Origin of the sequence: Vibrio sinaloensis (assembly GCF_000808535.1) — a bacterium.
GTDB classification, from domain to species: Bacteria; Pseudomonadota; Gammaproteobacteria; order Enterobacterales; family Vibrionaceae; genus Vibrio; species Vibrio sinaloensis_D.
Genome location: NZ_JWLV01000034.1, coordinates 319,300 through 341,842 on the forward strand (window position 1 = coordinate 319,300; position 22,543 = coordinate 341,842).

Below are 22,543 nucleotides of genomic sequence, written 5' to 3' on the forward strand. Positions count from 1 at the left end.
TGGTATTTCATGTTATGAATAGCTAAAGCTTTCTATCCTTTAAGAGCCTTTTCAGTAATTGACTCCGTTGAGATGGTTCCAAGATTTCGGCTAAAATCGGCTAACAGGCTTTGTATCTTACTCTTACTTTCTTCAATAGAAGTAAACCACTCACTCAATTCCCTTTGTTTTTCGAGACTAGGTAAAGAAACTTCTACTTCATATAATTTATTGATAGAGATGAACTTTTGTGCAGTTCCTGTTGCCAAATTGTTTAATTCTAAGCTTTTTAAAACATGAGCCAGGTAGGGTAAATATACCTTAGTGGTATCCAATAATTCCAAACTCATGGCATTACTGGTTAACCAATAGGGTTGAGTTGAAAAGTGTATGTTTCCGCAGTGGGCTCCTACCTTTCCAATGACGATTGAGTCTCCATGCCTATTTGGTTCTACGTTAAAGCCTATTACTCCGTTACCACCGTATACAGGAAACTCACCACTATCCATTACTTCTGATTTATTGAGTTTGTCTCCAGACCTAAGTTTGCAAATATCTTTTAACTTAACCTGATGTATATACTTACACTCGAGGTTTAGAGACATATAGTCGAAGTGATTTTCAATTGATGTCACCAAAGATAACTGTTCGCTTTTTAATGAAGCGATCATTTCCTGTTTGTCGAACTTCAGGCCCGCTTCTGTCTTAGGTAAAGAAAATGAAAGGTTAAGTGTCTTATCCTTTAGTAAAGGCTCCTTACTGATTAAACAAGAATGCTCACTAACTTCTCTACGTTCGTACAATGACATAAAGTCCTCAAAGTCAGACTCAGTAATTGAGTTTAACTTAGTCAAAGGCTTGTCCGTTCTTAGCTCATAAAACCATATGTCTTTATCCGACAAGGTATTATCAAAAAACAAAACACTAACTTTAACTCCAGAGTATGGCGCTAACGTACCTTTGGGAAGGCTCAGTACCGTATGTAAATCAAATTGAGTTAGCAGCTGTCGCTTTAGTTCTTCTAGATGTGGTGCATTACCGAATAAAATGCCATCTGGAATAATTATTGCGGCCCGGCCCCCTTTTGCCAGCTTATCCATCGTATGCTTAAGAAACATTGCTTCAAGACTGCCACTATAACCGTGATAGTAATATTCATACTTAGTTAACTCGTTAACTTTTCCGAACGGCACTCCCGATATGACAAAATCGTATTGCTGATAATCTCTATCTAACAATGAGTCAGATATCGATACGCCACTAATATCGATATCGTTTAGAAGCAAATTCAACGCCCCTATCAAATTCGCGAATGGACTTAAATCATTACCAATAAACCTTAAACCATTAAAGCAGCCCCTATCCTTCGCGTGTATTTTTGCCTCAACAAAAACCCCACCAGTTCCCATAGCTGGATCGTAAACAGTAGCTAGTGGTTTAGGGTTTAAAACACTGACCATTGCCTTAATCAATGGTCTTGGAGAATAATATGCACCTGATGAACCTGAATCTTTCACCATATTGAGCAATAAACGGTCAAAATCTACTTCAATACCTTCGGATAAGTCCAACTCTTCCAATCTATGTATAACCAAATCTAAGATTTTTTTTGACCTAATTCGAAAAGGTATCTGATCTAAAATGTTTTCGATTTTTTTCCAGTTTTCACGAGAGAAAACACTATGAGACAATTCATTTTCACTAAAACGACTGGTAACTACTATATGATTTAATTTATCTCTTAATGCATAAAAATCAATCACTAAACTATCTTTTGAAAAATTATTTAGATCGAAAAATAAGTTCTTAAATGACTCTATGTGATTTTCTTTTGATATCTCATTTGAGGCCACTTCGTGAGTATACCTAACTAATAGTAATAAAGCTAATTGCTCAACCGCATCAATAGCGTTATTTATTCCCGTATCCTTTCTAATGAGATCAATAATATTTATCAATTTATTATTCATTAGTTTTCACCAAATAATTGTACATTTCTACAATATCTTCACTAATTTCTTCTTTAGGTATTCGATTAACAAACGCTTGCGTCTTATTAGAACAAAAGCCAACCTCATCTTTAACATAAGGGTCTACTAAATCTTTAACCAAATTAGACTCAATTGATGCCAACTTGTCGTTATATTTTCCAGTAGTATCATAATCGCCTGGATTTCCTTTAGATAACCCCGTTTTTCTACCTAGATCAAATATCTCATTAAGATCATCAATGGTGGTCGCAAGAGCTGTTGGGCTAACCAGGTAGTGCTTGATTTCTCTTCTTTTCCAAGAAAGCAAATGGGATGTTAATTTGTTCTTATTGAACTTTCGAGTACCATTGTTTTGAACTAACAATTTACATTTTTCAGTACCAATATTATTCAGAAGATATTCATCCCTGTCACATATTAGGTACACATTCTTTGTATTATGTAAATGTCCTTCTAAATATCCTACAAAGTTATCAAGCCGTTTTATTTTTGCATGACCAAATACTTGAGTATCTTTTTCAAAACCAGATTCTTGCTTTATAACAATGAACTTATTAAGAAAAGACATCATCTGTGCTTTTATTTCTTCTGTTTCAGCTAGTTTTCTTATAGCTAGTTGTTTAAAAATAATCCAATCATCTTCATCATCCATAAAAACAATATTTTCTGCGATCGACATTGCTTTAAGTTGTGTATTATTGATTTCTGACAATTCTTTAAGTCGCGAGGCAAGATAGCTTATTTTTTCTCCAGATTTTATTTCACCTTTATCAATTACCTTAAGCTTATCCATGCCAGATTTAGAAATTGAATCTATTAAGTGAGTTGTTGTAAGGGCTCTACCACTTATCTTATTAAATGTGGCCCATAGATGGTCAATATTTTTATAATGGAGATGTGAATCTGCTTCATCAAACAAAAACAAAGTATTTTCTCTGTCAAAAAGATCAACTAAAGCATATAGAAAAAGTAGTTGGTACTCACCATCGCTCAAATCTTCCAAACGTAGTGGTTTACTTTCTTCACCTGAGGAGCCATTCACCTTCAAAAATTCAAGGTTTAAACTTTTTTTAACTACAAAATAATCATTATCTGCAGCCTGTGTGAAAAACATGATTTTTGAATCAAAAGAGGTATGTTCATCGGTCTCAAAGGATACATTGGATAACCCGCTTTGAGTCAACTGAATCGTTTTCAGTTCTAGAGGTTGACTAAAATCGTAACTATCATCCACTAATGTGTTAATAAAGTTGCTCAGGGTTAGATGATAGGCCTTGTTGATCATGACATCGCTGTTGCCTTGAGCTTCTTCTTTTTGAGCTTGCTCTACTAAGCTCACATATGCTTTATCAACTTTAATATCAAAAGTAATTTTTGTTGAACCATCTTCTTCAAATTCATTTTCAACAACATAGTCATTGTGACGTAAGAATTTGCGGACCAAACCGTTTTGGTTACCAGTAGTAGATAAAAAAACCAGTAATTTTGCCAACGACTTATCATAGTAAAAACAATCCAAACTTAGTGCTCTTTTGTCTTTACGCTCATTATTTAAGTAGTGAGCAAAGCGCTCAGAGTAACTTTCATTTTGACCAGACGAAAAACACACAACCTTAAAGTCTTCGTATAACGAGCCTTTAAGTTTTTCATCAAATATAGACTTTAATATCGTTGACTTCCCTGAGCCATTCCCACCGATGAATGTAGCAATTTTATCAAACTCGATCTGCTGTGCTTCTTTATAAAGAACATTAGGTGGTAGAGGAAGTGAAATAGTTGCCATTAATAATGCTCTTCAATATAACCATACGCCTTGGCGAACAGCTCTTTGTCTTTTCCTAAACCAAACTGAGCAAGCGTCAGTAGCAGTGCCTTTTGAATCTCTCGTGGGCCACTGTTCGAGCTTTGCCAGCCTTTGAAGCGTTTGGCTTTTACAATCTTGTCTATCTGCTCGACAACATCACCGATAAGCTTTGGTGTGCTTTCTGGGCGAGTTTCTAAGAACAACTTCGTTAATGCTTGTTTGTTATCTTCTTGGGTTACTGGTGAATCCCCCGTTTCACGCTCCGCTTGTACCGTGTCTTTGGCAGTATCAAGCAGCCCTTTTAACCAGTCTATTGCTTTGATTACGCCGGCTTCATAATCCTGGCGTAATTTCTCTAAGCGCTCACCAAGAGCAATAAACTTCGGATTACCGCTACCACGTAAGCGGCCCATTAGATCGATTTCTAACTGGCTTGCGCGCTTCTCTTGTTCTTTCTCAGTCAAGGTGAAGATAGCGTGCTCATCCATAACCAACTCATCAATATCATCACGAATGCGATTAATATCGGTATGCTCGTGAATCATCTTGATAGTTTCTGGACCTAGCGCTGCCCAAACAAGAGAGCCTGTCTGCCCTACAGGGCGAACTGATTCATAGATTTGAACCAACCACTTATAATCAGCTCGATAAGGCGTTAAGAACGCATCTGGGTTAATCGCAGACCATAACTTAGCTAACACACCAAAAGAGGCTGCAAACTCATCGCGCTTTTCGTTAGTCGGTAAGCAAGCTTGCGCTGCCATAATACCTTCAAAGCCGTCGATGGTTCTGTCGACGTTAGGGAAGAAGCTTAAACACTTATCTAGCTGAGCTGGCAGTAGCTCTTTAAAGGCCTCGATACCTTCTACCACACCGTCGATCTCTTCAGGATCATACGCGAGTGCGGTACGTAGATTTTCAAACACGCCAAGGTAATCAATGATGAGGCCCATTTGCTTGCTAACATTGTCCGTCTCGTACAAACGGTTAGTACGGCACATTGCCTGCAACAAGGTATGGTCACGTAATGGCTTATCTAAGTACATGCAGTAACAGATAGGTGCATCAAAACCAGTTAACAGTTTTGCAGTCACAACCAGCAATTGAAGTGGTTGTTTAGGATCTTTGTAATCCTCAATCAGGCTCTTCTGCTTTTGGTCATTACCATCAATCTCTTGCCAACGTTCAAAGTCGGACTCTTTGATTGGCAGCTCAAGATCTTGCTTCCATTTACGCCAGTCCTTGTTAACCTTGCCTTTCTTACTTGCATCTTCATCTTTGATTGGTGCTTGGTCGACGTTCATGACCACTTCTACCGCATCAAAACCTAGTTTTTTACCAAGTAAGTAATACATCTGCACACAAGCGTCTCGGTCATAGACTACAACCATGCCTTTCATCTGCTTTGGCTTTACATGGCTTACAAAGTGGTTGGCAATATCTTCACTTACCGCCGCCATGCGCTTTGGCGCCTTCAACATAATAGCTAAGCGGCCAGCACGTTTAGACAATGCCATTTTCTCATCATCATCCAGATCGTTGTCTTTGACCATTTGTTCAAAGGCTTCATCGATAGCGGCACGATCCACACGAAGCTCAGCCAAACGTGGCTCGAACTTGACCGCATTGGTTGCTTTATCTCGTATAGATTGCTTATAGCTGTAGCGGTTCATATAACGCCCTTCATCCTCTTCGGCACCAAAGAGTTTGAAGGTGTTGCGGTCGATACCAGAAATCGGCGTGCCTGTTAATCCATAGAAGTGAGCATGAGGCAAAGCCCAGCGCATCTTGTCGCCGAGCGAACCTTCTTGAGTACGGTGCGCTTCATCCACCAGCACGATAATGTTGTCACGACTGTTTAGGCCGTTTCCATTGCTCTCATCAATTTCAACATCTTTAAACTTGAAGACGGTGGTGATCAAAATGCCGCGACTATCTTGTTCTATATGCTCGCCGAGCTTTCTACAGCTTTGTACTTTGATGAGGTTTTTAACATCAGCCCCACCAAAGGTTTCATTGATTTGGCTATCGAGATCTCGACGGTCTACCACAATGAGTACTGTAGGATTTTTTAACTTGTTATCAGCACGAAGCATGCGAGCCGCATAGAGCATAAGCAAGGACTTACCCGAACCTTGGAAGTGCCAGATAAGTCCTTTTTTCGGATAACCTTTTTTAACACGCTCAACAATTTGCTTTGCCGCTTCAAATTGCGGATAACGCGGTAAAATTTTAATGCGTTTAGGCGGCGTGTCTTTACCTGTCTTCACCGTTGAAAACAGTGCGAAAGACTCTAGCATTTGCAGCAAGGTTTCTGGGTTCAGTAAGCCTTCACAGCTATCAAGTACGGTAGCTAAACTTGCTGGAATTTCATCTCGCTGGTCGGTTTTATGCCAAGGCCCCCAATCTTTGACTCGGGCATTAATCGCACCATAAGCAAAAGTGCGACCTTCAGAAGCAAAACACAGAAGGTTTGGTACAAAAAAAGGCTCAACATTTTTCCAATAATGCTTTTGACCACCCATAAAATCAGCAGCGCCATCTTGCCAAGTCACACTTGGACGAGTGGCAGATTTCACTTCCCCCACCACCAGCGGGATACCGTTCACGTAAAGAACTATATCGAAAAACACTTCTGTTGCAGCAATGAAATGAACCTGCTGCGCAACAACAAAGTGGTTGTTTTCAGGGGTATCAAAGTCAATTAGCTTGATAGTAATATGGTCGCCGTTCTCACCAAACGGTAGGCTTTTCTCTGCCATTAACCATTCATGAAAATTCTCGTTCGCTTTCACCAAGCCCGTGTGCTTGGCTTCCAACATCAAGCCACGAAGTTTGTATATCACTTCATCAGCATAATCGGGATTGTTACCAATATCAGGGTTTAACGAACAAAGCGCGTCTTTAAGCCAAGTATCGATAAAGATATCGTGAGTTTGCTTGGGTAAACTCTCACCATGGCAGTAATTCCACTTTAATCCGCTTAAGCCTTTTAAACGGTCAATAATTCCATTTTCTGTGACTGTTTGTTCGTTAAACATACTCACCTACTCAAAAATATTCTTTCTCGATACATTGTTTCAATCGTGTTTCGCACGCATCATCAGCAACCTGTCTTTTAAAATCGAAACAAGAGTTCATCTTCTCAATCAATTCTTGAACTTCTATTCCTGGCAATAAAAATGTGAGTTTTTTCTGTGTTGTAATTGGCACTTGGTTTCGTGTGCTTTGTTTCATTAAACGCGCCAATTGATTTTGAAAGAATGAAGACCTCATAAAAGCTGCGAGATATCTAGCCGAGAGTTTTTCTGGATTCACACGGTAATAAGTAGTAGAAGTGCTGCCTATCACAGTTCCTAGGTTTTTATCTAAAACAGCCACACGCCCAACTGTAGCGTTATGGGTCAAAATTACATCTCCCCCAAGAGCAGGTTTTATCCGCAGTTTGCTAGCTCTTTCTTCAGTTAATCGAGGACATTCATCAATGTATACATTCCCCATATCATCTATATTTTGAGCAGAAAGGTATGGAAGCCCACTATCTACAAATTCATTTTTCCTTGGATACTGGGCCCCATGATTGCCATCCTGTAAAAGCGTTAGGTAGCCATTGTCCAACAGCTCTTGTCCTGTCATTTCCAATACTTGATTAGTACTATTTGTCAGTACGTCTTTAATCACGGCATCTTCTAAAGCGACTAAAGAATGATAAGCATCATTTTTACAAGCAGAAACCTTATGCATTGCTTTAAAAAGCTCACAAACATCACTAATCTCAGCCCCAAACTCAAAAACGCACTCTGCTAAGTCTTTAAACTTAGTGCGAGGGGAAAGAGAGCCACTAGATGTTTTCACTGCCCAGTTCCACAAAACATCAGTTTGAACTATATAAGGTAGATCTTCTTGTTTGATAGTACCCTCAATAGCTTCTAGAACGATAATATCTCCAGAACAAATCCCATCAAACTCTGCAATTGCAGCCTTCTTTAGATAAGGTCGGCGTTTACCAAACAAGATCTGACCTTTTTTGAATACACGCGTAAAACTTGGAGAATCTTCTGCAATCATTCCCCAACGCTTTATCTTTAAAGAACCAGAATCTAAGTGTTCAAGACCGATGTAACGCTCATAGCCATCACCAATCGGGTCTTTAGTCGTCAGCTTTACTTCTTTACAGATATCACCGAATTTTATAGTTTGATTATCAGTCATCGCTCTTTACCTCGTAACCTAACTTCGCGAGGCTATTAAATAGTTTGTTGGTTTGCTTCTTAAGTTGTACTCGGCTCATTTTCCATGACTCAATAGCATGTTCGATATCATGTACTTCCCCACTACTCTTTGCCTTCACATAAAGTGGAATAGATAAGTTGTATTGGTTTTCACTGATAGTGTCTAAATCAACCAGCGCAGTAATATCACTTTGGTTGCCTGGTTGGAAATAAGCGTCACAAAGCACATCTAAATCATCATCAGATAAACGGCTATGAGCACGCTCGCGGGTTACATGTTCTACACCATTGATAAAGAGAATCTTATTTTTACGCTCAACTGGCTTATTACAGTTGAGCACCACTACGCACGATTCCATTGGCGAGTTGTAGAACAGATTTGGTCCAAGCCCTATCACCGCTTCAATTATGTCAGACTCAATCACCTGCTTGCGGATCGCTTGCTCAGAATCGCGGAACAGCACCCCATGAGGCCAAAGCATGGCTGCACGGCCCGTATCGGGTTTTAAGCTTTTGATGATATGGGTATAGAAGCCGTAATCAGCACAACCTTGTGGTGGCACACCGTACATATTGCGGCCATACGGGTCGGCCGCAAACTTTTCACGGTTCCACTTTTTAATGGAATACGGGGGGTTAGCAAAAATGACATCAAACTGTTTGAGCTGATCGTTTTCGATAAACTTAGGGTCGCCTAGGGTATCACCACGCATAACATCAAACTCTTCAATGTCATGCAGGAACATGTTCATACGTGCGATTGCAGAGGTTAGCAGGTTTACTTCTTGACCATACAAGTGAACGCCGCGCCACTCTTCACCTAGAGAACGCAGGTCCATCACCGCATTAAGCAGCATTCCGCCCGTACCACAGGTTGGGTCATACGCACTCTCGCCAGGCTTAAGCTTCATGATACGGGTCATCAAATGCACAACGGTACGATTGGTATAGAACTCGGCAGCTGTATGACCTGAGTCATCCGCAAACTTTTTGATCAAGTACTCGTAAGCTTCCCCCAAGTCATCTTGAGCAACAGACTTAATGCCTAGTGGAATTTTGCTGAAATGCTGAATAAGGTCTGATAGCAAGTGATCTGGTAAGCGTTCTTTGTTGGTCCACTGCGCATCACCAAATACACCGTGCAGTCGTTCATTCTTCGCTTCAATTAAACGCAGTGCATTTTGAATCGCCTCACCAATGTCTTTGCTCGTGTTGCGAACTTTCTCCCAGCTAGCTTCTTCTGGAATATCGAAACGGTGGTACATCGACATCGCTGCATATTCTGCATCACCTTCGTGCAGCTCGAGTGCTTCGTTATACTCTTCTAGATATACATCCGATAGACGCTTAAAGAATAGCAGTGGGAATACGTACTGCTTGTAATCAGACGCATCAATTTGGCCACGCAGGAACTCCGCAGCGCCCCACAGTAGGTCTTCTAGTTTGTTTTTATTCATAGCTCAAAGCCCTCTTTGATTAACAAGGCTTCTAACTCTTGTTCAGCGACCTCTAAGGCTGCTAATTTTTGCTGGAAATCTTTCAACGCTTCTTCTACGGTAATGGTTTCTTCTTCTAGCGGCTTTTGTACATAACGAGCAATGTTCAAGTTGAAATCGTTCTCTTCAATCTCGCTATGTGGCACCCAACGTGCGACACCTTCAATGTCGTCTGCTTTAGGCCCTTTGGTGCGCATCTTCTGATAGATGTCGTAAATCTCATCGGCTTGAGGCTCTGACAAGGTGTTTTGCGCGCGACCTTTGGTAAAGATTTCTTCCGCATTCACAATCAGCACATGGTCTTTATGCTCTTCTGGTCTCGCTTTACGCAACACGAGAATACAAGCCGGGATGCCTGTACCGTAGAACAAGTTTGAAGCCACGCCGATTACCGCCACGATGCGGTTTTCTTTTAATAGCTTGGTTCTGATTTTACCTTCTGCACCACCACGGAAAAGCACACCATGTGGCAGCACTACCGCCATTCGCCCTTCATCATTCAATGAAGCAAACATATGCTGAACCCAAGCAAAATCCCCGTTAGTTTTTGGTGCTAGGCCAAAGTTAGCACGACCGTATGGATCACTTGTCCAATAATCATGCCCCCACTCTTTTAAGCTAAATGGAGGGTTTGCGATTACGCAGTCAAAATTTTCTAGTTGGTCATTTTGCAAAAACTTAGGATCACGAAGTGTGTCACCACGTACGATTTCAAAGTCTTCTTGTCCGTGTAGGAACAAGTTCATTCGAGCAATCGCTTCGGTAGTCAGGTTCTTCTCTTGACCTTTGATTTTTAGAAGACGTGGGTCGCCGCCACTCTCTTTAACATGGTGGATGGTTTCAAGCAGCATACCGCCTGTACCACAAGCCGGGTCATAAACGCTTTCGTTAGCTTGTGGGTCTAGAATATTAACCATAAGACGAACAATGGTACGCGGTGTGTAGAACTCACCTGCTTTCTTGTTTGCTTTATCAGCAAAGCGCTTGATGAGATATTCGTAAGCACGGCCCATGTCATCATTACGTACACTCGATACACCAAGGTTAACCTTGTTGAAATGGTTGAGTAGTGTCGATAGCAGTTCGTCTGATAGACGCTCTTTGTTGGTCCAGCTCGCATCACCAAAAATACCATGCAGCTGTGGGTTTTCTAGCTCAATGCCACGGAATGAATCTTTTAGGGCTTGGCCGATGTCTTTAGTTTCAGCGAAAACATCTTTCCAATGGCAATCTGCTGGAATCTGGATACGGTGAAACATATCACCCTTAGCAAGCTCTTCATCACCCACTTGTTCCATCGCGTCTGCGAACTCTTCATCGTAAACATCACAAATACGCTTGAAGAATAGGATCGGGAAGATGTAGGTTTTGTAGTCTGAAGCGTCAATTGGACCCGTAATAATGTGGGCCGCATGCCAAAGATGCGCTTCTAAATCTTTGAGTTTTATTAATGTCATTGCTTGCTCTTATTCTCTTCTATCCACGCTTCAAGGTCTTCACGTTTGAAGCGCCAAGAACCGCCGACTTTGAAACCAGGAAGCTTTCCTTCGCTTGCTAATCTATATGCTGTTTTTTCGGCCAACTTTAGGTAAGCAGCCACCTCTTTCAAGGTTAAAATTTGGTCTACCATTCAGAGTGTTATCTCATGTTGGTTTTATTCATCAGAATTAATGGTGAGAGAATATGGGAAAATCGGGGAATCAGCAATGTGAGATAATTCAATACAAGACTGAGTGCATAGAAAAAATACAAATCCCCACCAGTGAAAGCTGGTGGGGATAAATCAAATAGCATTCAAAGGGGCAAGGTCGATGATCAACGAGTCCTTCACTCGATTAAATTCTTCACTTTCTATATCGCAGGCTGTAAAGCTTTCCAAGAGCTCTTGCTGTCTCGGTTGTCCAAACGCTAAGCGATAGAGCACTAGTATTTTTTTCACTTCAGCATATTTCGCAACTTCCTTACTCATCGGGTAAGTCGGCACAATTCGCTCAATTTGAGCCTTGCCATTAGGAGTAAACCAGTACGGCTCTAAGTCACTCGTTTTATTCGCATCATCATTGGCTGCTTGTGCGAATAGCTGCTCCCAAACATCCGCTTTGTTGCCAAAATCTGGAGTGTGGTTTTCTGCTATACGTTGACGAACAACAAGCGACTTATACCTGTTCACCCGCCCTTCTCGTTGCTCAATATCGATGGGGTTGTTGGGTAAGTTCCAATGAACGACTCGACGGCAATACCAATGAAAATCAAGCCCTTCTTGACCAATCGATGTAGAACTCAACACAAATGGTCGGAATGGGGAGTTAAACGCGTCACGTACGCTCACTACTCGTTTCAAGCCGCTATCATCATTGAGTTTTTGATTACCGAGCGGAACAGCAAAATGACAACGCATAGACGATGAACAGTTATCTTTCGCTTTTGTTCTATTCTCCCAGAAGTGAACCTGCTCGGATGAACTTCGTATTCCCATGGCATGCTCTAGCTTACTTGTTGCGGCATGTACATCGCTGCCTGATGTCGCAAGTAAGTGGCAGTATTCATCAAGCATTGATTGGTAATTGCCATGTGCGCAATAGACCAAGACCTTATACCAAGCGGGTGATGCCGTCTGTCCAGATAGCAGAGTGTGTTTAACGTTACGTTTCACAATGGGAATAGCGTATTCATGATTGAACAGTCTGGTTGTAAGCTCTGCAAATTGAACAGAGTAACTTACCAAATCGAATTCAGATATGCCTTCTGACCACAGCGCTTGAATGGTCCTCATTGCGCAGGTAGCAGGGTTAGCTAAGCTTGAATATGCCAGTACTTTGGCTAAATCATCAGGCATTTTACCTAGAGAGAATGGCTCACTCCCCTCAAAGTACTGCTTAATTTTGGCAAAATGCTTAATACGGCCTTCTGTGTTTAAGCGAGACTCTATCACCTCTAACCATTGATCGAAATGTCCTGCCTTCCCAGCTTGTCGATCCAGCAGCATAGGAGCAAGCACGTACCAATCTCTATTGGTCCTTTCTTCGCTTTCATATTGCTTTAAACAAGCTAATTTACTCTGGATTAACATGGTTTGTTGAGCCAATACCTCATCTAGGCTCCCACCCAAATACGACACATCGGCTAGCGACTTACAAGGATAAAGTAAATGCCATACGTTGAGAGTTGATTTCCCTTCAAACCGAAGTAAAGGTGAAGCGTTTTTATCACTATGGTACTGCGGCCTCTTACCCTTCCCTTTTATTACTCGACGTTCGGCCTCATAAGACCACAGGCAACTTAAAGCCTTTGGCACAAGCGCCCACGATGAAAATAGCAGCGTCTTAGTAAAATGTTCATTCCCTTTAAATACACCGTCAAATTGGTAGTAAGGTTTGCAAGGTGGGGACCAAAGCAAGTTCTCCGGCGAACCTTCGAAAATCACTTTACTTAATGCTTTGATCTTTGCATTCGGGGCACTTTGTTCAACGTTCAATCTATAGTTTTGGATGTTAGCATGAGAGAGCCAAGCCTGAGCTTGCTCGCTACTTTTAGACTTTCTAAGCAACTTTCGTACATCAGGGCTATTGATATTACGGTGGTACAGTTCCTTAAAAGCATAACCATTTAAGAAAGATATAGCCCAAGGAGCTGACTTAGCGAACTCGATAAGAGATACACCTCCACGCCCTTTAGGTAGCACTGCGTTTAATGCTTCGATCGCTCGGTAACCTTGGACTTCTTCAACACTAAAGTCAGAACCACAACATAGTTCATTGGAATGAATAAGCTGCTCAAAGCCTTTGCTAATTTGGCTCCGCTCAGTTCTGGCAATGTATTCTCGCAGTAACTTTTCGACTGAACGCGCATTGGTATCGCTGATAGACTCAAAATCTGCATTGCCGGACGACAGGGTTAACATATCCCCATGAAGCAGATTACGATTCATTTCGTATTGAGAAACAAAGTCCAAGTCATAGTGCGATAGAAAATCGAGTAACTTATGCAATTGTTCATGATGACTGCTTTCATCGTCCTCATCGTTAATTGTCGTCATCGCTTTAAAAGGCGTTGCCGACAACAAAAGTACTTTGGATTTTGCTTTTTTGGCTTTGCCCTTATCACTAAATACCTGTCTAGCAATTAACGACTCTTCGGAATCGGAACTTTGATCTGTTAACGACTGAAAGCGTTGAAACTCATCTAGGATGAACAAGTCTGCTTGCAAGCTTCCAGCACAACAGCGCGCCACCAGTCGACGAATTTCCACTCTAAAATGGTAAAATAGATGGCTAGTTTCATCGGTTTCCCCTGAGTCTTTGTTCCAACAATTAGCTAGGTAGAGCGCCGCATCTTGTAGCGATGAAAAGTGTTCTCTTAACACATCAGATTCACAAGGCTTGCTCAAACTTCTTTCAAGCTGAGAAACGACTAACGGATCTGTATCAAAATATTGATCCAGATACATCAATTCATCTTCCCATCGACCCTCTTTGGTAATCTGGTTGGTTTTAAATAGCTCACGAACTGGCTTCACGACTTCACATAAATTCGTCGTTTGAGACAATAGAACCGCTAAGATCGCTCTTTCCCGGCAGTTACCCGAACCAGCAGTCAACGTAAAAGAAGTCGAAGGGGTTAACGTACAAACTTCAATGACGTGCTCATCGTTTATTTCAGATTTTTTCGGCTTTAGAGCCAGTTCAACCAAGCGCCCAAATGTTGATGGTTTCACCCATCGCTTTGCATCTTCACCATTAAATAGCGCCAGCTTTTGGCGATTCTCATCTGCCAATGCAAGGTTGGAACAGATATAGATGACACGCATCGGTGTAGTCGTGTTGGACCCTACATGTCTTTTCAGTAATTGAGCGATGACACCTTTCGCGACGATAGTTTTTCCTAACCCCACTTCATCAGCTACAAGTATTCTGTGGCTATGTTCGGGTATTTGATACTTATCTATAACTAGGTCTACCGTTGCCTTTTGAAAATCTTTAAGGCCAGTCAATACACCGTTTAGTTGCTCTAGGATCGCTTGTGTCATTATCTAGTTATCTTATTATTTCGACGTTTTTTGAAGTACTATTTAGATGGTACAAATGACGAGAAGACGCCCCATAACGTCTTGAATTCATCTGGAATGATCTTTTCATCGACTTGCGCCTGTAAACGATCAATTCTTTCTAACAAATCCGGACTTAACGCAGCCGCTCGCATCAATTTTTCGTAGATCACACTGTCTTTGGTGAAGAACACACCACCAGCCCCTTCACCGTCTCCCTTACCCACACCGTTCATTAGATCTTGCTTACTTGGGTCGATATGTAACAACATCGAGATATAACTCATAAACTGTGAGCGGTTTTCGAGCAATTCATTAGTAATTGCCTTGCCTCGAGCCAATTCAAAATCATTCGTTATTTCAGCTTTAACGACTAAATTCTTAACCACTGAATCACTTTCTGATATTTCGAAGTGAATTAGTGCACTAATCTGGGAGAGTTTAAGGCTATCCCAAATAACCTCTCGAGCTAGGGCACGGGGCTGTGACGCACTCAATATCGAAACCTTAACGTCAAAACTCGGCGGGATTTCAACCAAAGCCCCATTCAAGGTCAGTTGGTATTCGTCATCACCACATAAATCAACTTCGAGCTTCCAATCTGTACTAATTAGGCTGAACTCTAATAGACGAAGTGCTCGATCAGAGTCTTCACCTTCAGTTTCTTCTAATTCGCTGAACTCATGTTTTGTAAATAAGCCGGTGCCATGCTCATTAACCCATTGCTTGATCAGTGAATGAACACCAATGTGATCTTTGGAGCCCGTTAAACGAAGCATGAATTCACTATTTCTCGGGTTATTGGAGGCGTCTCCCATCGCTGCTTGAGTTGTATTCGCAGAACCAAGGTGCCAGCTGGTAGTGGAATCACTTTCGTCGACAACCAATAACTTTGCATGCAAGTTGAGGTCGTTTTCTACAAATGGGGACTGGTCCATTTCCTCATTTTCTTCCGCATCGACGAGGTGTTCGTTAAGTGCGTAGCAGTGCCAACCGTCCAGCGCTTTCTCGCCCGCCATATCAAGCTCTTCTTTACGGCTAAATAAGTAACGTTGTTCATCAGGAGCAAAGGTACTGAGCCAATCTAAAGCTCCTACTTTGCCACCTCCTCGAATAAAAGGTGATACAGCAAGCATGGCTTGATTATCATGCTCTAAACGAATTGGATGCTGTCGTTTATTGTCATCATCAAAAACAGTAGAGAGAAAACCAAGTTCAGTGATGTTATCTGGTTTATCCCAATGCACCCTAACTAGCTCTTCTGGCTCAATTACATCACCAAATGAAAGCGTTGAAGAACCACGGTAAACCTCATCAAAAAAGTCAATCAATGGACGATTGGCTGGCTTGCGCTTCCCTCTTGATTCTCCGTTAATGACAGCGCTGAGATCCCAACTGCGGTCAAACGTTAAGTTACGTGACAACACTATCAAACGGTATTTCACATTTTTGTTTTCATCTGGGCTTTCGAATCGCAGTAACCACAATTTCGGGTGAAACGACGAAAACGCTGAATTTGACTCTCCTGCGTTTGGAACTACGGGCACGAGGCTGCGTTCCAACAAGCCAAATAAGCTGTTGTACTTATCTGGCAACTTAATATTGCCTTGTTGGTAGAAAACCGTGAGTTTATCTCCCAACATTCCTAACGCTTCCAATAGCGCAATTCTCATGTGCTCAACCGAACCTTCTAATGTATGGCCAAAACACATGGCAATAGGCACTGTCAGTAAAGTATTCAAGTCCAAGCTATACGTCGTGGCAATAGCATGAGTGAGCTCATAACCTTCAGGAGCGATAAGCTGTTCGCCATAATCTAAGCGATTTTTATCCGGCACTAACATCAAGCCCCTCCTGGATATCTTGTAAAATGACTCTGGCAGAAGGCCAACGAAACTCCAGTTTGCGCATTCCAACCCACTTTTGATTATCACTGAGGGCTTTTTTCAGCAAACACCTTGCCCCTTTATTTGCTATCGCTTGCTGCTTAACACATGCATCCAACTTATCTACAGAGGCATTCTCGCGAATCAAGCTACACCAGTTTTCGATAAACTGACGTGTGCGATTGTTTGCGCTTTTATGTGGTCCGAAAGCAAACTCATACCAGTTATCGATGCTCTGCTGTTCAAAGCTCGTCGACTGTTTATGAGCTTGATTCAACCAAACATCAAACTCTTCATTCCACTGTTCAATCATTTCGATATTCTTGGCACGTTGGGCTATGAGGATGTTGTAACGAATATGGGCGCCTTCAAGAACAAAACTAAATTCCAGCGCGTTTTCAAAACATGTTTTCGTTTGCTCGGCAATAGGAGAGTCTTTTAACTTTTCATAAAGGGCTTCGGCCTGCCAACCATTATGGACATCCATATTAGCCACTTGCAAAGCTTCACCAACAAGGTTGTGCTTGAATAACTGAGCGGGGACACTATGTTCAACCTTACTCGATAGCTGTAGTTTATTTTTGAGGTAATCAGCTTCTTTACGTGTAAGTTTTATTGACACTTGGTTTAACCAAGATTCACAGTAACCATCGGGTTTCGTCATCAGTTGCGCAATATCAGAATGCTGTCCATCGTCATCGATATGGGCTTCGCTCTTATTGTTTGCTAGCTCTTGGTACTGATTAACAAACTCTCTTAACGACAGTTCTGTTTTAGCGATGGATAACTGGCGCAGTCCATTCCAGTAGACGGAAGAAGGCTTACGAGCTACTCCTTTCTCTAGGCTTTCTTTTCCAATGATCCCATCAGGCATATCATGTCGATGGTTTTCGACTAAGCACCTAGCTAATTTATCTTCTTGCTGGCTAATGTATTCAGCTAGAAGAGGCCGTTCATTAGGCTCTAACTTACGGTAGTCATGAAAGATATATGGGATAGTGACAAAGTACTTAGCGCGGGTTTGGATAGTAGAAAAACCCGGAAAAAGCTGATCGGCAAAGGCATCCCTGATTTGTCCTATACCCAACTCATCAAGTGTACCTTTCTCTTGTAACATGGATAAGACTTGAGATACACGCTCTCGCTCTGTGGATGAAAAATCTATCCAGCCAATTAGACTTTTTTGTCGGCTCACGACTCACTCACATTTTTATATTAATTTTTATCTAGCAACAGCCACTTAAAGCTCCTGCATACCACATTGTTTCAGGTATTCGAACGTTTCCTTGTCATCACACTTTATGACCAAACCACTACGCCCACGACTGAGCAACACTCTATAACTACCCTCTGTGTAATGTTCGTACTGGCGCCGGTCTTCAACCACCAGCTTTCCGTTGCGATAGACCATATCCTGCCCCCAGTTAAACAGAGCAAGTGATAATTCTAAACCTTGACAACTAAACTCAGTACAAGCCGCTTCAAATTGACAACATGAATTTTCAGAACTTGGTGGCTCAACGTACCAAGGGCCAATATGTTTACCTGGTTTGTATTTATCTTTCTGGACTTCCTCAATAAACTTGCCACCTTGGCTGGACATCAACCAGCCAGTTCTAAAGGCATCTTGAAGCTTGTTTCCTTCGTGCATAGTTTGTTGTACACCCAGAGCATAAGTTTCAGCCGTTTGCTGGTTTTGAGTCAGTCGCAATGGGTAGTAAGCCTGAATATCCAAAGCGACTTTTTGAGCTTGGTCAGAATTGTTAGACAGAACCGCTTCAATCCACTTGTCTAAACTCTCTGTATAGGCCTGCCGAATGGGCGTTTTAAGGTTATACACGTCTTTCTTAATTGGCGTAACGAGTTGCATTTTACTGGCGTGCAGCGATGGCATAATAGGGATGACTTTGCCGTTTTGCGCTCTTATTGCTGCATCTAGGTCTGCTAGCATCTGATCTAACTGCATCTCATTGCGATGGATCGCTTGACCATCTCCTACCAAAAGCACCAACACTCCAAACGGTTGACAAGCAAGCCAGTTACAAAACAACATTAACTCAGACGGTGATTGTGATTCTCTAGGGCTTGCTTTGTCCCACGCTCGTTGTGCTTCATCAAATACGACAAAAGTCTCTCTGCGTGATGTTAGTGAGCGCTTCAGATCCTTCTTGAACGGGAGCAGATCTTGGATCATCACTCGACCATCAATGACCTTATCTCCTGTTCGGCCAACTGACTGCTTACCACTATAATCTAACGTATGTTGTAGCACCTGAACGAGAGGTCCATTGCCAGAAAGAAAAATAGGTTCACTCTGCTTTGCGCTCTCACTACGTGCAATTTCCGCAACAGAACTAATGCCCAGTAGAGTCTTACCGGCACCAGGGCGCCCATGAACGACAACAACATATCTTTGCTGCTTATCCCTAGCATGCTGATAAAGCTTTAAAAGTGCCGCACGTGCCTGGTCAATATTTTCACCGGCTGAGGTTTTTAGCGTAGGTATTTTAGCGTCGAAAAAGACCTGAGCAGTGCCATGCAATATGCTTGGCTGGCGATAAAACTCACCTTTTGCCCACTGGAGTACATTATAGTAACTAGGTTTACTTAATGACGTTATAAGCTGTGAAGCTAACTGGGGAGCCAGACCATCATCTGCGATGTCACACACAACGTTTGGGTGTTGGAACGGCTTAGCACCAGGTTTGGTGAGAACAACAAAGCCATGACCGACTAGGTCGATAGATTCACTGTGATAGCGTCGCATTGTTTGCAAATCAGAGTTTGCTCGAAGAATCTCGTATTCAGAGGCTTCTTGCTTATGTTTGAACTCGACTACAAACAATTCGCCAGCTGGAGTAACTAGGTTAACATCCGCCGCTCGTTTTCCGCCTTCACCAATCAATTCTTGTTCAAAGGCTATCCAGCACTTCTCTGGTTCCACTTGAGTTTCTGTAATAACGTGATTAAGGGTAGACGTCATTACATCGTATTCAGTTTCCCAAGCGTAGCGTTGCGCAGGATCGAGATCTTGCGTCCAACTCAAACTACGATGGAAAGATACTAACGACCCTAGAAAACTAGCTCTGTCTGTAGAAAGAAAGTCTTGCCAAGTCCCATCCCAGCCTGCTTTTAGGTCCATTTTCGTTATCCTTCAGAACGTAGACTGGAGTTTTTCAACGGCCGGTATATCAGCCGCAGCCCAATCAACATCCCAAAGTTGGTCTTTGGATAACCAGCGAGAGTCAATATGCTCAGTAAGCTCAAGTTCGCGCGTTGGTACCTCAATAACAAAACAATGCATGGTGATATCAAAATCAGGGTAGCTATGCTCAATCGTCAACAAAAACTGTGGGTCAGTAACGGCAATTCTTAACTCTTCATCTAACTCCCTGGTAATAGCTGCAACAAGCGTTTCGCCTGCTTCTACTTTACCTCCTGGAAACTCCCATTTTTCGCTAACATAATCTAGCTTTGATGGCGCTCTTTGTACGGCTAGGAATTCACCTTCATTTTTCAGTACAGCCGCAACGACTTCAATGCGTTTCTTACTCATTGATTTAGCTCTTCTAACAATTTATTGCTACGAGATTTTAAAACCTCAACATCCTTTGCGTCATCTACGATATGCATTTTCTTGTGGCAATTGGGGCATAATGCGACTGTATTTTCAGCCGTATCGTCTCCACCTTTGGCGAGCCAAACAATATGGTGTGTCTCGAGATATGGCTCACCTTTCGCATTTTTAAATGGCGCCGGTTGTAGACAAAGTTGGCACTGACCTTTAGCAAGGCGTTTAGCCAGTTCTGCTACCCAAATATTTCGCTCATAGCTGGTGGATTGTTGTTGGTACCGTGTAGCGGTTTTTCCACCTTTTGTCGCCAAAGACTGAAGCTCCTCAAGAGTCAATTTCTTGGCCTTACGAACTCGAACGCTCTCAACGTTATCGCGATCTTCTTTTCTAACCTGGCGCTCACCCGTTACAAGCTTTAGAGGGAAGATATATGCTCTTCTTGGATTACCTTGTTCATCATCTTGCGTTTCCGAGTACGGTTCACCGCCGAGAACGACTTCGCCAACATAGGTGTATTCTTGGTCCGTAAATACCTCAAACAAGTGAACAGTGATACCGTTAGTCATTGATTCAGATAGCGTTTTATTCTGCTGAAACGTTAGGCTTTGATCGCCTTTAGAGCCCATGCCTGTATAGTGGAGAACGTCACCTACCCAACGATCATCATAAATAGACTTGATGTGGTTCGATACAATGACCAATGTATTGGTTTTATGTGAGCGACGCATCCCACCTTGCGGGCTGCAACCGAAGACTTCACATAACTCTGTGTTGTTTAATTTGGCGCCCGATGTAAGAAGCGATATTTTGGACATCATATACTGACTCTCTTTTGTCCGTAATTTATTCTCAATTGCGTAGAATTAATCCTGTTGACTGCTATATCTAAAACTTGTAGCACTAAAATTATAAATACACGGTTAATTCAATCGTTCGTAATCGTCCAATTCTTCTTTGGCATTTCTTGGTAGCAAGAGAACATTTTTACTAACTCTCTTAACCAAAACATCTGGCAGCATCTCCATAAGCTCTTTTCTCTTTAGCAAATCAAAACTACTCTTAAAGGCTTGCGCAAAATCATTTGAAAGTTTGACCATAATATCCAACTGCTCAGATTTTTTTTCATATTCCGTTCTGAGCGACTGGCATTGGTCTTTAATAGACTTAAGGTCTTGCATTCGTTGATTAAGTGTTTCTCTATAATCAGAACGGGCGAGGCAGAACTCCTTAACTTCAGCAATGTTTCCTGCGTACGTATCAACAAGATCTAACTCAACAAGCTTTTCTTTAACGATAGAGGTCAATTGATCTACTTCTTTGTATAAAGTGTCTCTTTGTTCAGCTAAAGGCTTAAGTTCCTCTTCTATTTGCTTAGCTTGCTGATCTTGGAGCTGTTGCTTACGAGCTAATAAAGATTCTATTTCATCATTCAAGAAGTCTTTATCATGCTCGAAAACCTTTAACTCATCACAGAGTTTTTGATGTTCTACTTGCCTGCGATTCATTACATCTAATTGTTCCTGAAATCTTCGTTGAAATTCATCAGCTAAAGTATGCTCTAGTTTATCTCGCCTATTGACTAACTCACGCTGCCAGTCTGATTCCAACTCCCTCTGGAGATCTCTTAACTTGATTGTGTTTTGTTCATCCAACTGGACTAGCTTATTTTGAATGAGTTCATTGATCTCATTTTCCAGATTCAATTTTCTAGCTTCAATAGCTCCCACCGCTTGTTCTAATTCGGCTAATATTTCATCTTGAGCACTTTCCCGTACTCTCATCTTCTCTAATCGTTCTTCATACTTTTGCTGTTGAGCCTTAACACGTTCTTCTAATGTTTTTTCGTTTTTTTTCTGCTCGTCAGATTCCTTCTCTAGCTGTTTTTGAGAACGCATCAATGCTTCAAATTGTCTTCTCACCGTTTCATGCTTACTAGCTGTTCTGCTCGCAATCTCATCAAGATAATCATTACAAATGTTTATCGATTGAAACTTAATCACGCAGTTATCTAACGAATTGAACTGATCTAAATGACCACAATCTGAAACATCAATTTCAATTACATTTTTGTTGTTAGCTCGGCATTCCCAAATCTTGTCTCCGCCACATCTATGTTTGTTAGCTATTTCAATCCAATATTGTTCACTTCCAACTTCAACAACTAAGTCTGGTCGACGACCATCCATATAGACTTCGACTTGCACACCGGAAATTTTCAGCTCGGAGCAGCTGTCAGGCGTTACCCAACCGGCATCCATAGGAACCGGTATTACCCCTACTCTAGTAAAATACTCTTTTGCTGTAAGATGTAATTGAGTCTCATATGCCAGTGCGCAGGATTCATCAACATAGTGAGAGAAATGCCAAGCCTTCTTCTTTCCTTTATTCGCAATAAGCTTAGCTCCACAGCATGCACACACAACATTATCTTGAAGCCCACTTTCAACAACATCTATAGATACCAGTTCATTTGTATCTTTATACACTGCACGCGTGATATGAATTTCACTCATAGACATCTCCGGGATGATCCTTGA

14 protein-coding genes are annotated in these 22,543 nt (G+C 41.8%); all 14 read right to left on the minus strand.

Annotated features, from left to right (window positions below):
* Nucleotides 1–32: 32 nt before the first annotated feature.
* Nucleotides 33–1,949, minus strand: a complete 1,917-nt coding sequence (locus RJ47_RS16065) for an N-6 DNA methylase (protein WP_039485146.1) — start codon at nt 1,947–1,949, stop codon at nt 33–35.
* Nucleotides 1,942–3,753 (minus strand): AAA family ATPase, encoded by a 1,812-nt coding sequence (locus RJ47_RS16070; protein WP_039485149.1) that lies wholly within the window; start codon nt 3,751–3,753, stop codon nt 1,942–1,944. Before RJ47_RS16070 ends, RJ47_RS16065 begins: the two co-directional genes overlap by 8 nt.
* Nucleotides 3,753–6,815, minus strand: coding sequence for a type I restriction endonuclease subunit R (locus RJ47_RS16075; protein WP_039485152.1), 3,063 nt, complete (start codon nt 6,813–6,815; stop codon nt 3,753–3,755). Before RJ47_RS16075 ends, RJ47_RS16070 begins: the two co-directional genes overlap by 1 nt.
* 10 nt (nt 6,816–6,825) lie before the next feature.
* A complete protein-coding gene (locus RJ47_RS21270; RefSeq protein WP_156143331.1) occupies nt 6,826–7,986 on the minus strand; it encodes a restriction endonuclease subunit S in 1,161 nt (386 codons plus the stop codon).
* Nucleotides 7,979–9,463: a type I restriction-modification system subunit M gene (locus tag RJ47_RS16090; protein WP_039485153.1), complete on the minus strand. Its 1,485-nt coding sequence runs from the start codon at nt 9,461–9,463 to the stop codon at nt 7,979–7,981. The genes RJ47_RS21270 and RJ47_RS16090 overlap by 8 nt, the downstream gene beginning before the upstream one ends.
* Nucleotides 9,460–10,959 (minus strand): type I restriction-modification system subunit M, encoded by a 1,500-nt coding sequence (locus tag RJ47_RS16095; RefSeq protein WP_039485155.1) that lies wholly within the window; start codon nt 10,957–10,959, stop codon nt 9,460–9,462. Before RJ47_RS16095 ends, RJ47_RS16090 begins: the two co-directional genes overlap by 4 nt.
* Nucleotides 10,956–11,132, minus strand: coding sequence for a methylation-associated defense system helix-turn-helix domain-containing protein MAD1 (gene mads1, locus RJ47_RS16100; RefSeq protein ID WP_009842282.1), 177 nt, complete (start codon nt 11,130–11,132; stop codon nt 10,956–10,958). Before mads1 ends, RJ47_RS16095 begins: the two co-directional genes overlap by 4 nt.
* Before the next feature lie 153 nt (nt 11,133–11,285).
* Nucleotides 11,286–14,528 (minus strand): DEAD/DEAH box helicase, encoded by a 3,243-nt coding sequence (locus RJ47_RS16105; RefSeq protein ID WP_039485160.1) that lies wholly within the window; start codon nt 14,526–14,528, stop codon nt 11,286–11,288.
* A gap of 38 nt (nt 14,529–14,566) precedes the next feature.
* The gene (locus RJ47_RS16110) at nt 14,567–16,390 is read right to left on the minus strand and encodes a phospholipase D family protein (protein ID WP_039485162.1); all 1,824 of its coding nucleotides are present in this window, start codon (nt 16,388–16,390) and stop codon (nt 14,567–14,569) included.
* Nucleotides 16,374–17,627, minus strand: a complete 1,254-nt coding sequence (locus tag RJ47_RS16115; RefSeq protein WP_039485166.1) for a DUF6361 family protein — start codon at nt 17,625–17,627, stop codon at nt 16,374–16,376. The genes RJ47_RS16110 and RJ47_RS16115 overlap by 17 nt, the downstream gene beginning before the upstream one ends.
* 45 nt (nt 17,628–17,672) lie before the next feature.
* Nucleotides 17,673–19,574, minus strand: a complete 1,902-nt coding sequence (locus tag RJ47_RS16120) for a DNA/RNA helicase domain-containing protein (RefSeq protein ID WP_039485169.1) — start codon at nt 19,572–19,574, stop codon at nt 17,673–17,675.
* A gap of 12 nt (nt 19,575–19,586) precedes the next feature.
* Nucleotides 19,587–19,988, minus strand: a complete 402-nt coding sequence (locus tag RJ47_RS16125; RefSeq protein ID WP_039485173.1) for a (deoxy)nucleoside triphosphate pyrophosphohydrolase — start codon at nt 19,986–19,988, stop codon at nt 19,587–19,589.
* Nucleotides 19,985–20,824, minus strand: a complete 840-nt coding sequence (locus RJ47_RS16130) for an HNH endonuclease (protein ID WP_039485176.1) — start codon at nt 20,822–20,824, stop codon at nt 19,985–19,987. The genes RJ47_RS16125 and RJ47_RS16130 overlap by 4 nt, the downstream gene beginning before the upstream one ends.
* 102 nt (nt 20,825–20,926) lie before the next feature.
* Nucleotides 20,927–22,519 carry a competence protein CoiA family protein gene (locus RJ47_RS16135; RefSeq protein WP_039485284.1) on the minus strand — a complete coding sequence of 531 codons (1,593 nt, stop codon included), beginning with the start codon at nt 22,517–22,519 and terminating at the stop codon, nt 20,927–20,929.
* Nucleotides 22,520–22,543 lie beyond the last annotated feature (24 nt).

What these genes read in the sequence shown, in the direction of transcription:
- RJ47_RS16075 (WP_039485152.1), bottom strand. Translation starts at nt 6,815, where the DNA reads ATGTTTAACGAACAAACAGTCACAGAAAATGGAATTATTGACCGTTTA.
- RJ47_RS16065 (WP_039485146.1), bottom strand. Translation starts at nt 1,949, where the DNA reads ATGAATAATAAATTGATAAATATTATTGATCTCATTAGAAAGGATACG.
- RJ47_RS16070 (WP_039485149.1), bottom strand. Translation starts at nt 3,753, where the DNA reads ATGGCAACTATTTCACTTCCTCTACCACCTAATGTTCTTTATAAAGAA.
- RJ47_RS16135 (WP_039485284.1), bottom strand. Translation starts at nt 22,519, where the DNA reads ATGAGTGAAATTCATATCACGCGTGCAGTGTATAAAGATACAAATGAA.
- mads1 (WP_009842282.1), bottom strand. Translation starts at nt 11,132, where the DNA reads ATGGTAGACCAAATTTTAACCTTGAAAGAGGTGGCTGCTTACCTAAAG.
- RJ47_RS16095 (WP_039485155.1), bottom strand. Translation starts at nt 10,959, where the DNA reads ATGACATTAATAAAACTCAAAGATTTAGAAGCGCATCTTTGGCATGCG.
- RJ47_RS16105 (WP_039485160.1), bottom strand. Translation starts at nt 14,528, where the DNA reads ATGACACAAGCGATCCTAGAGCAACTAAACGGTGTATTGACTGGCCTT.
- RJ47_RS16090 (WP_039485153.1), bottom strand. Translation starts at nt 9,463, where the DNA reads ATGAATAAAAACAAACTAGAAGACCTACTGTGGGGCGCTGCGGAGTTC.
- RJ47_RS21270 (WP_156143331.1), bottom strand. Translation starts at nt 7,986, where the DNA reads ATGACTGATAATCAAACTATAAAATTCGGTGATATCTGTAAAGAAGTA.
- RJ47_RS16130 (WP_039485176.1), bottom strand. Translation starts at nt 20,824, where the DNA reads ATGATGTCCAAAATATCGCTTCTTACATCGGGCGCCAAATTAAACAAC.
- RJ47_RS16110 (WP_039485162.1), bottom strand. Translation starts at nt 16,390, where the DNA reads ATGTTAGTGCCGGATAAAAATCGCTTAGATTATGGCGAACAGCTTATC.
- RJ47_RS16120 (WP_039485169.1), bottom strand. Translation starts at nt 19,574, where the DNA reads ATGGACCTAAAAGCAGGCTGGGATGGGACTTGGCAAGACTTTCTTTCT.
- RJ47_RS16125 (WP_039485173.1), bottom strand. Translation starts at nt 19,988, where the DNA reads ATGAGTAAGAAACGCATTGAAGTCGTTGCGGCTGTACTGAAAAATGAA.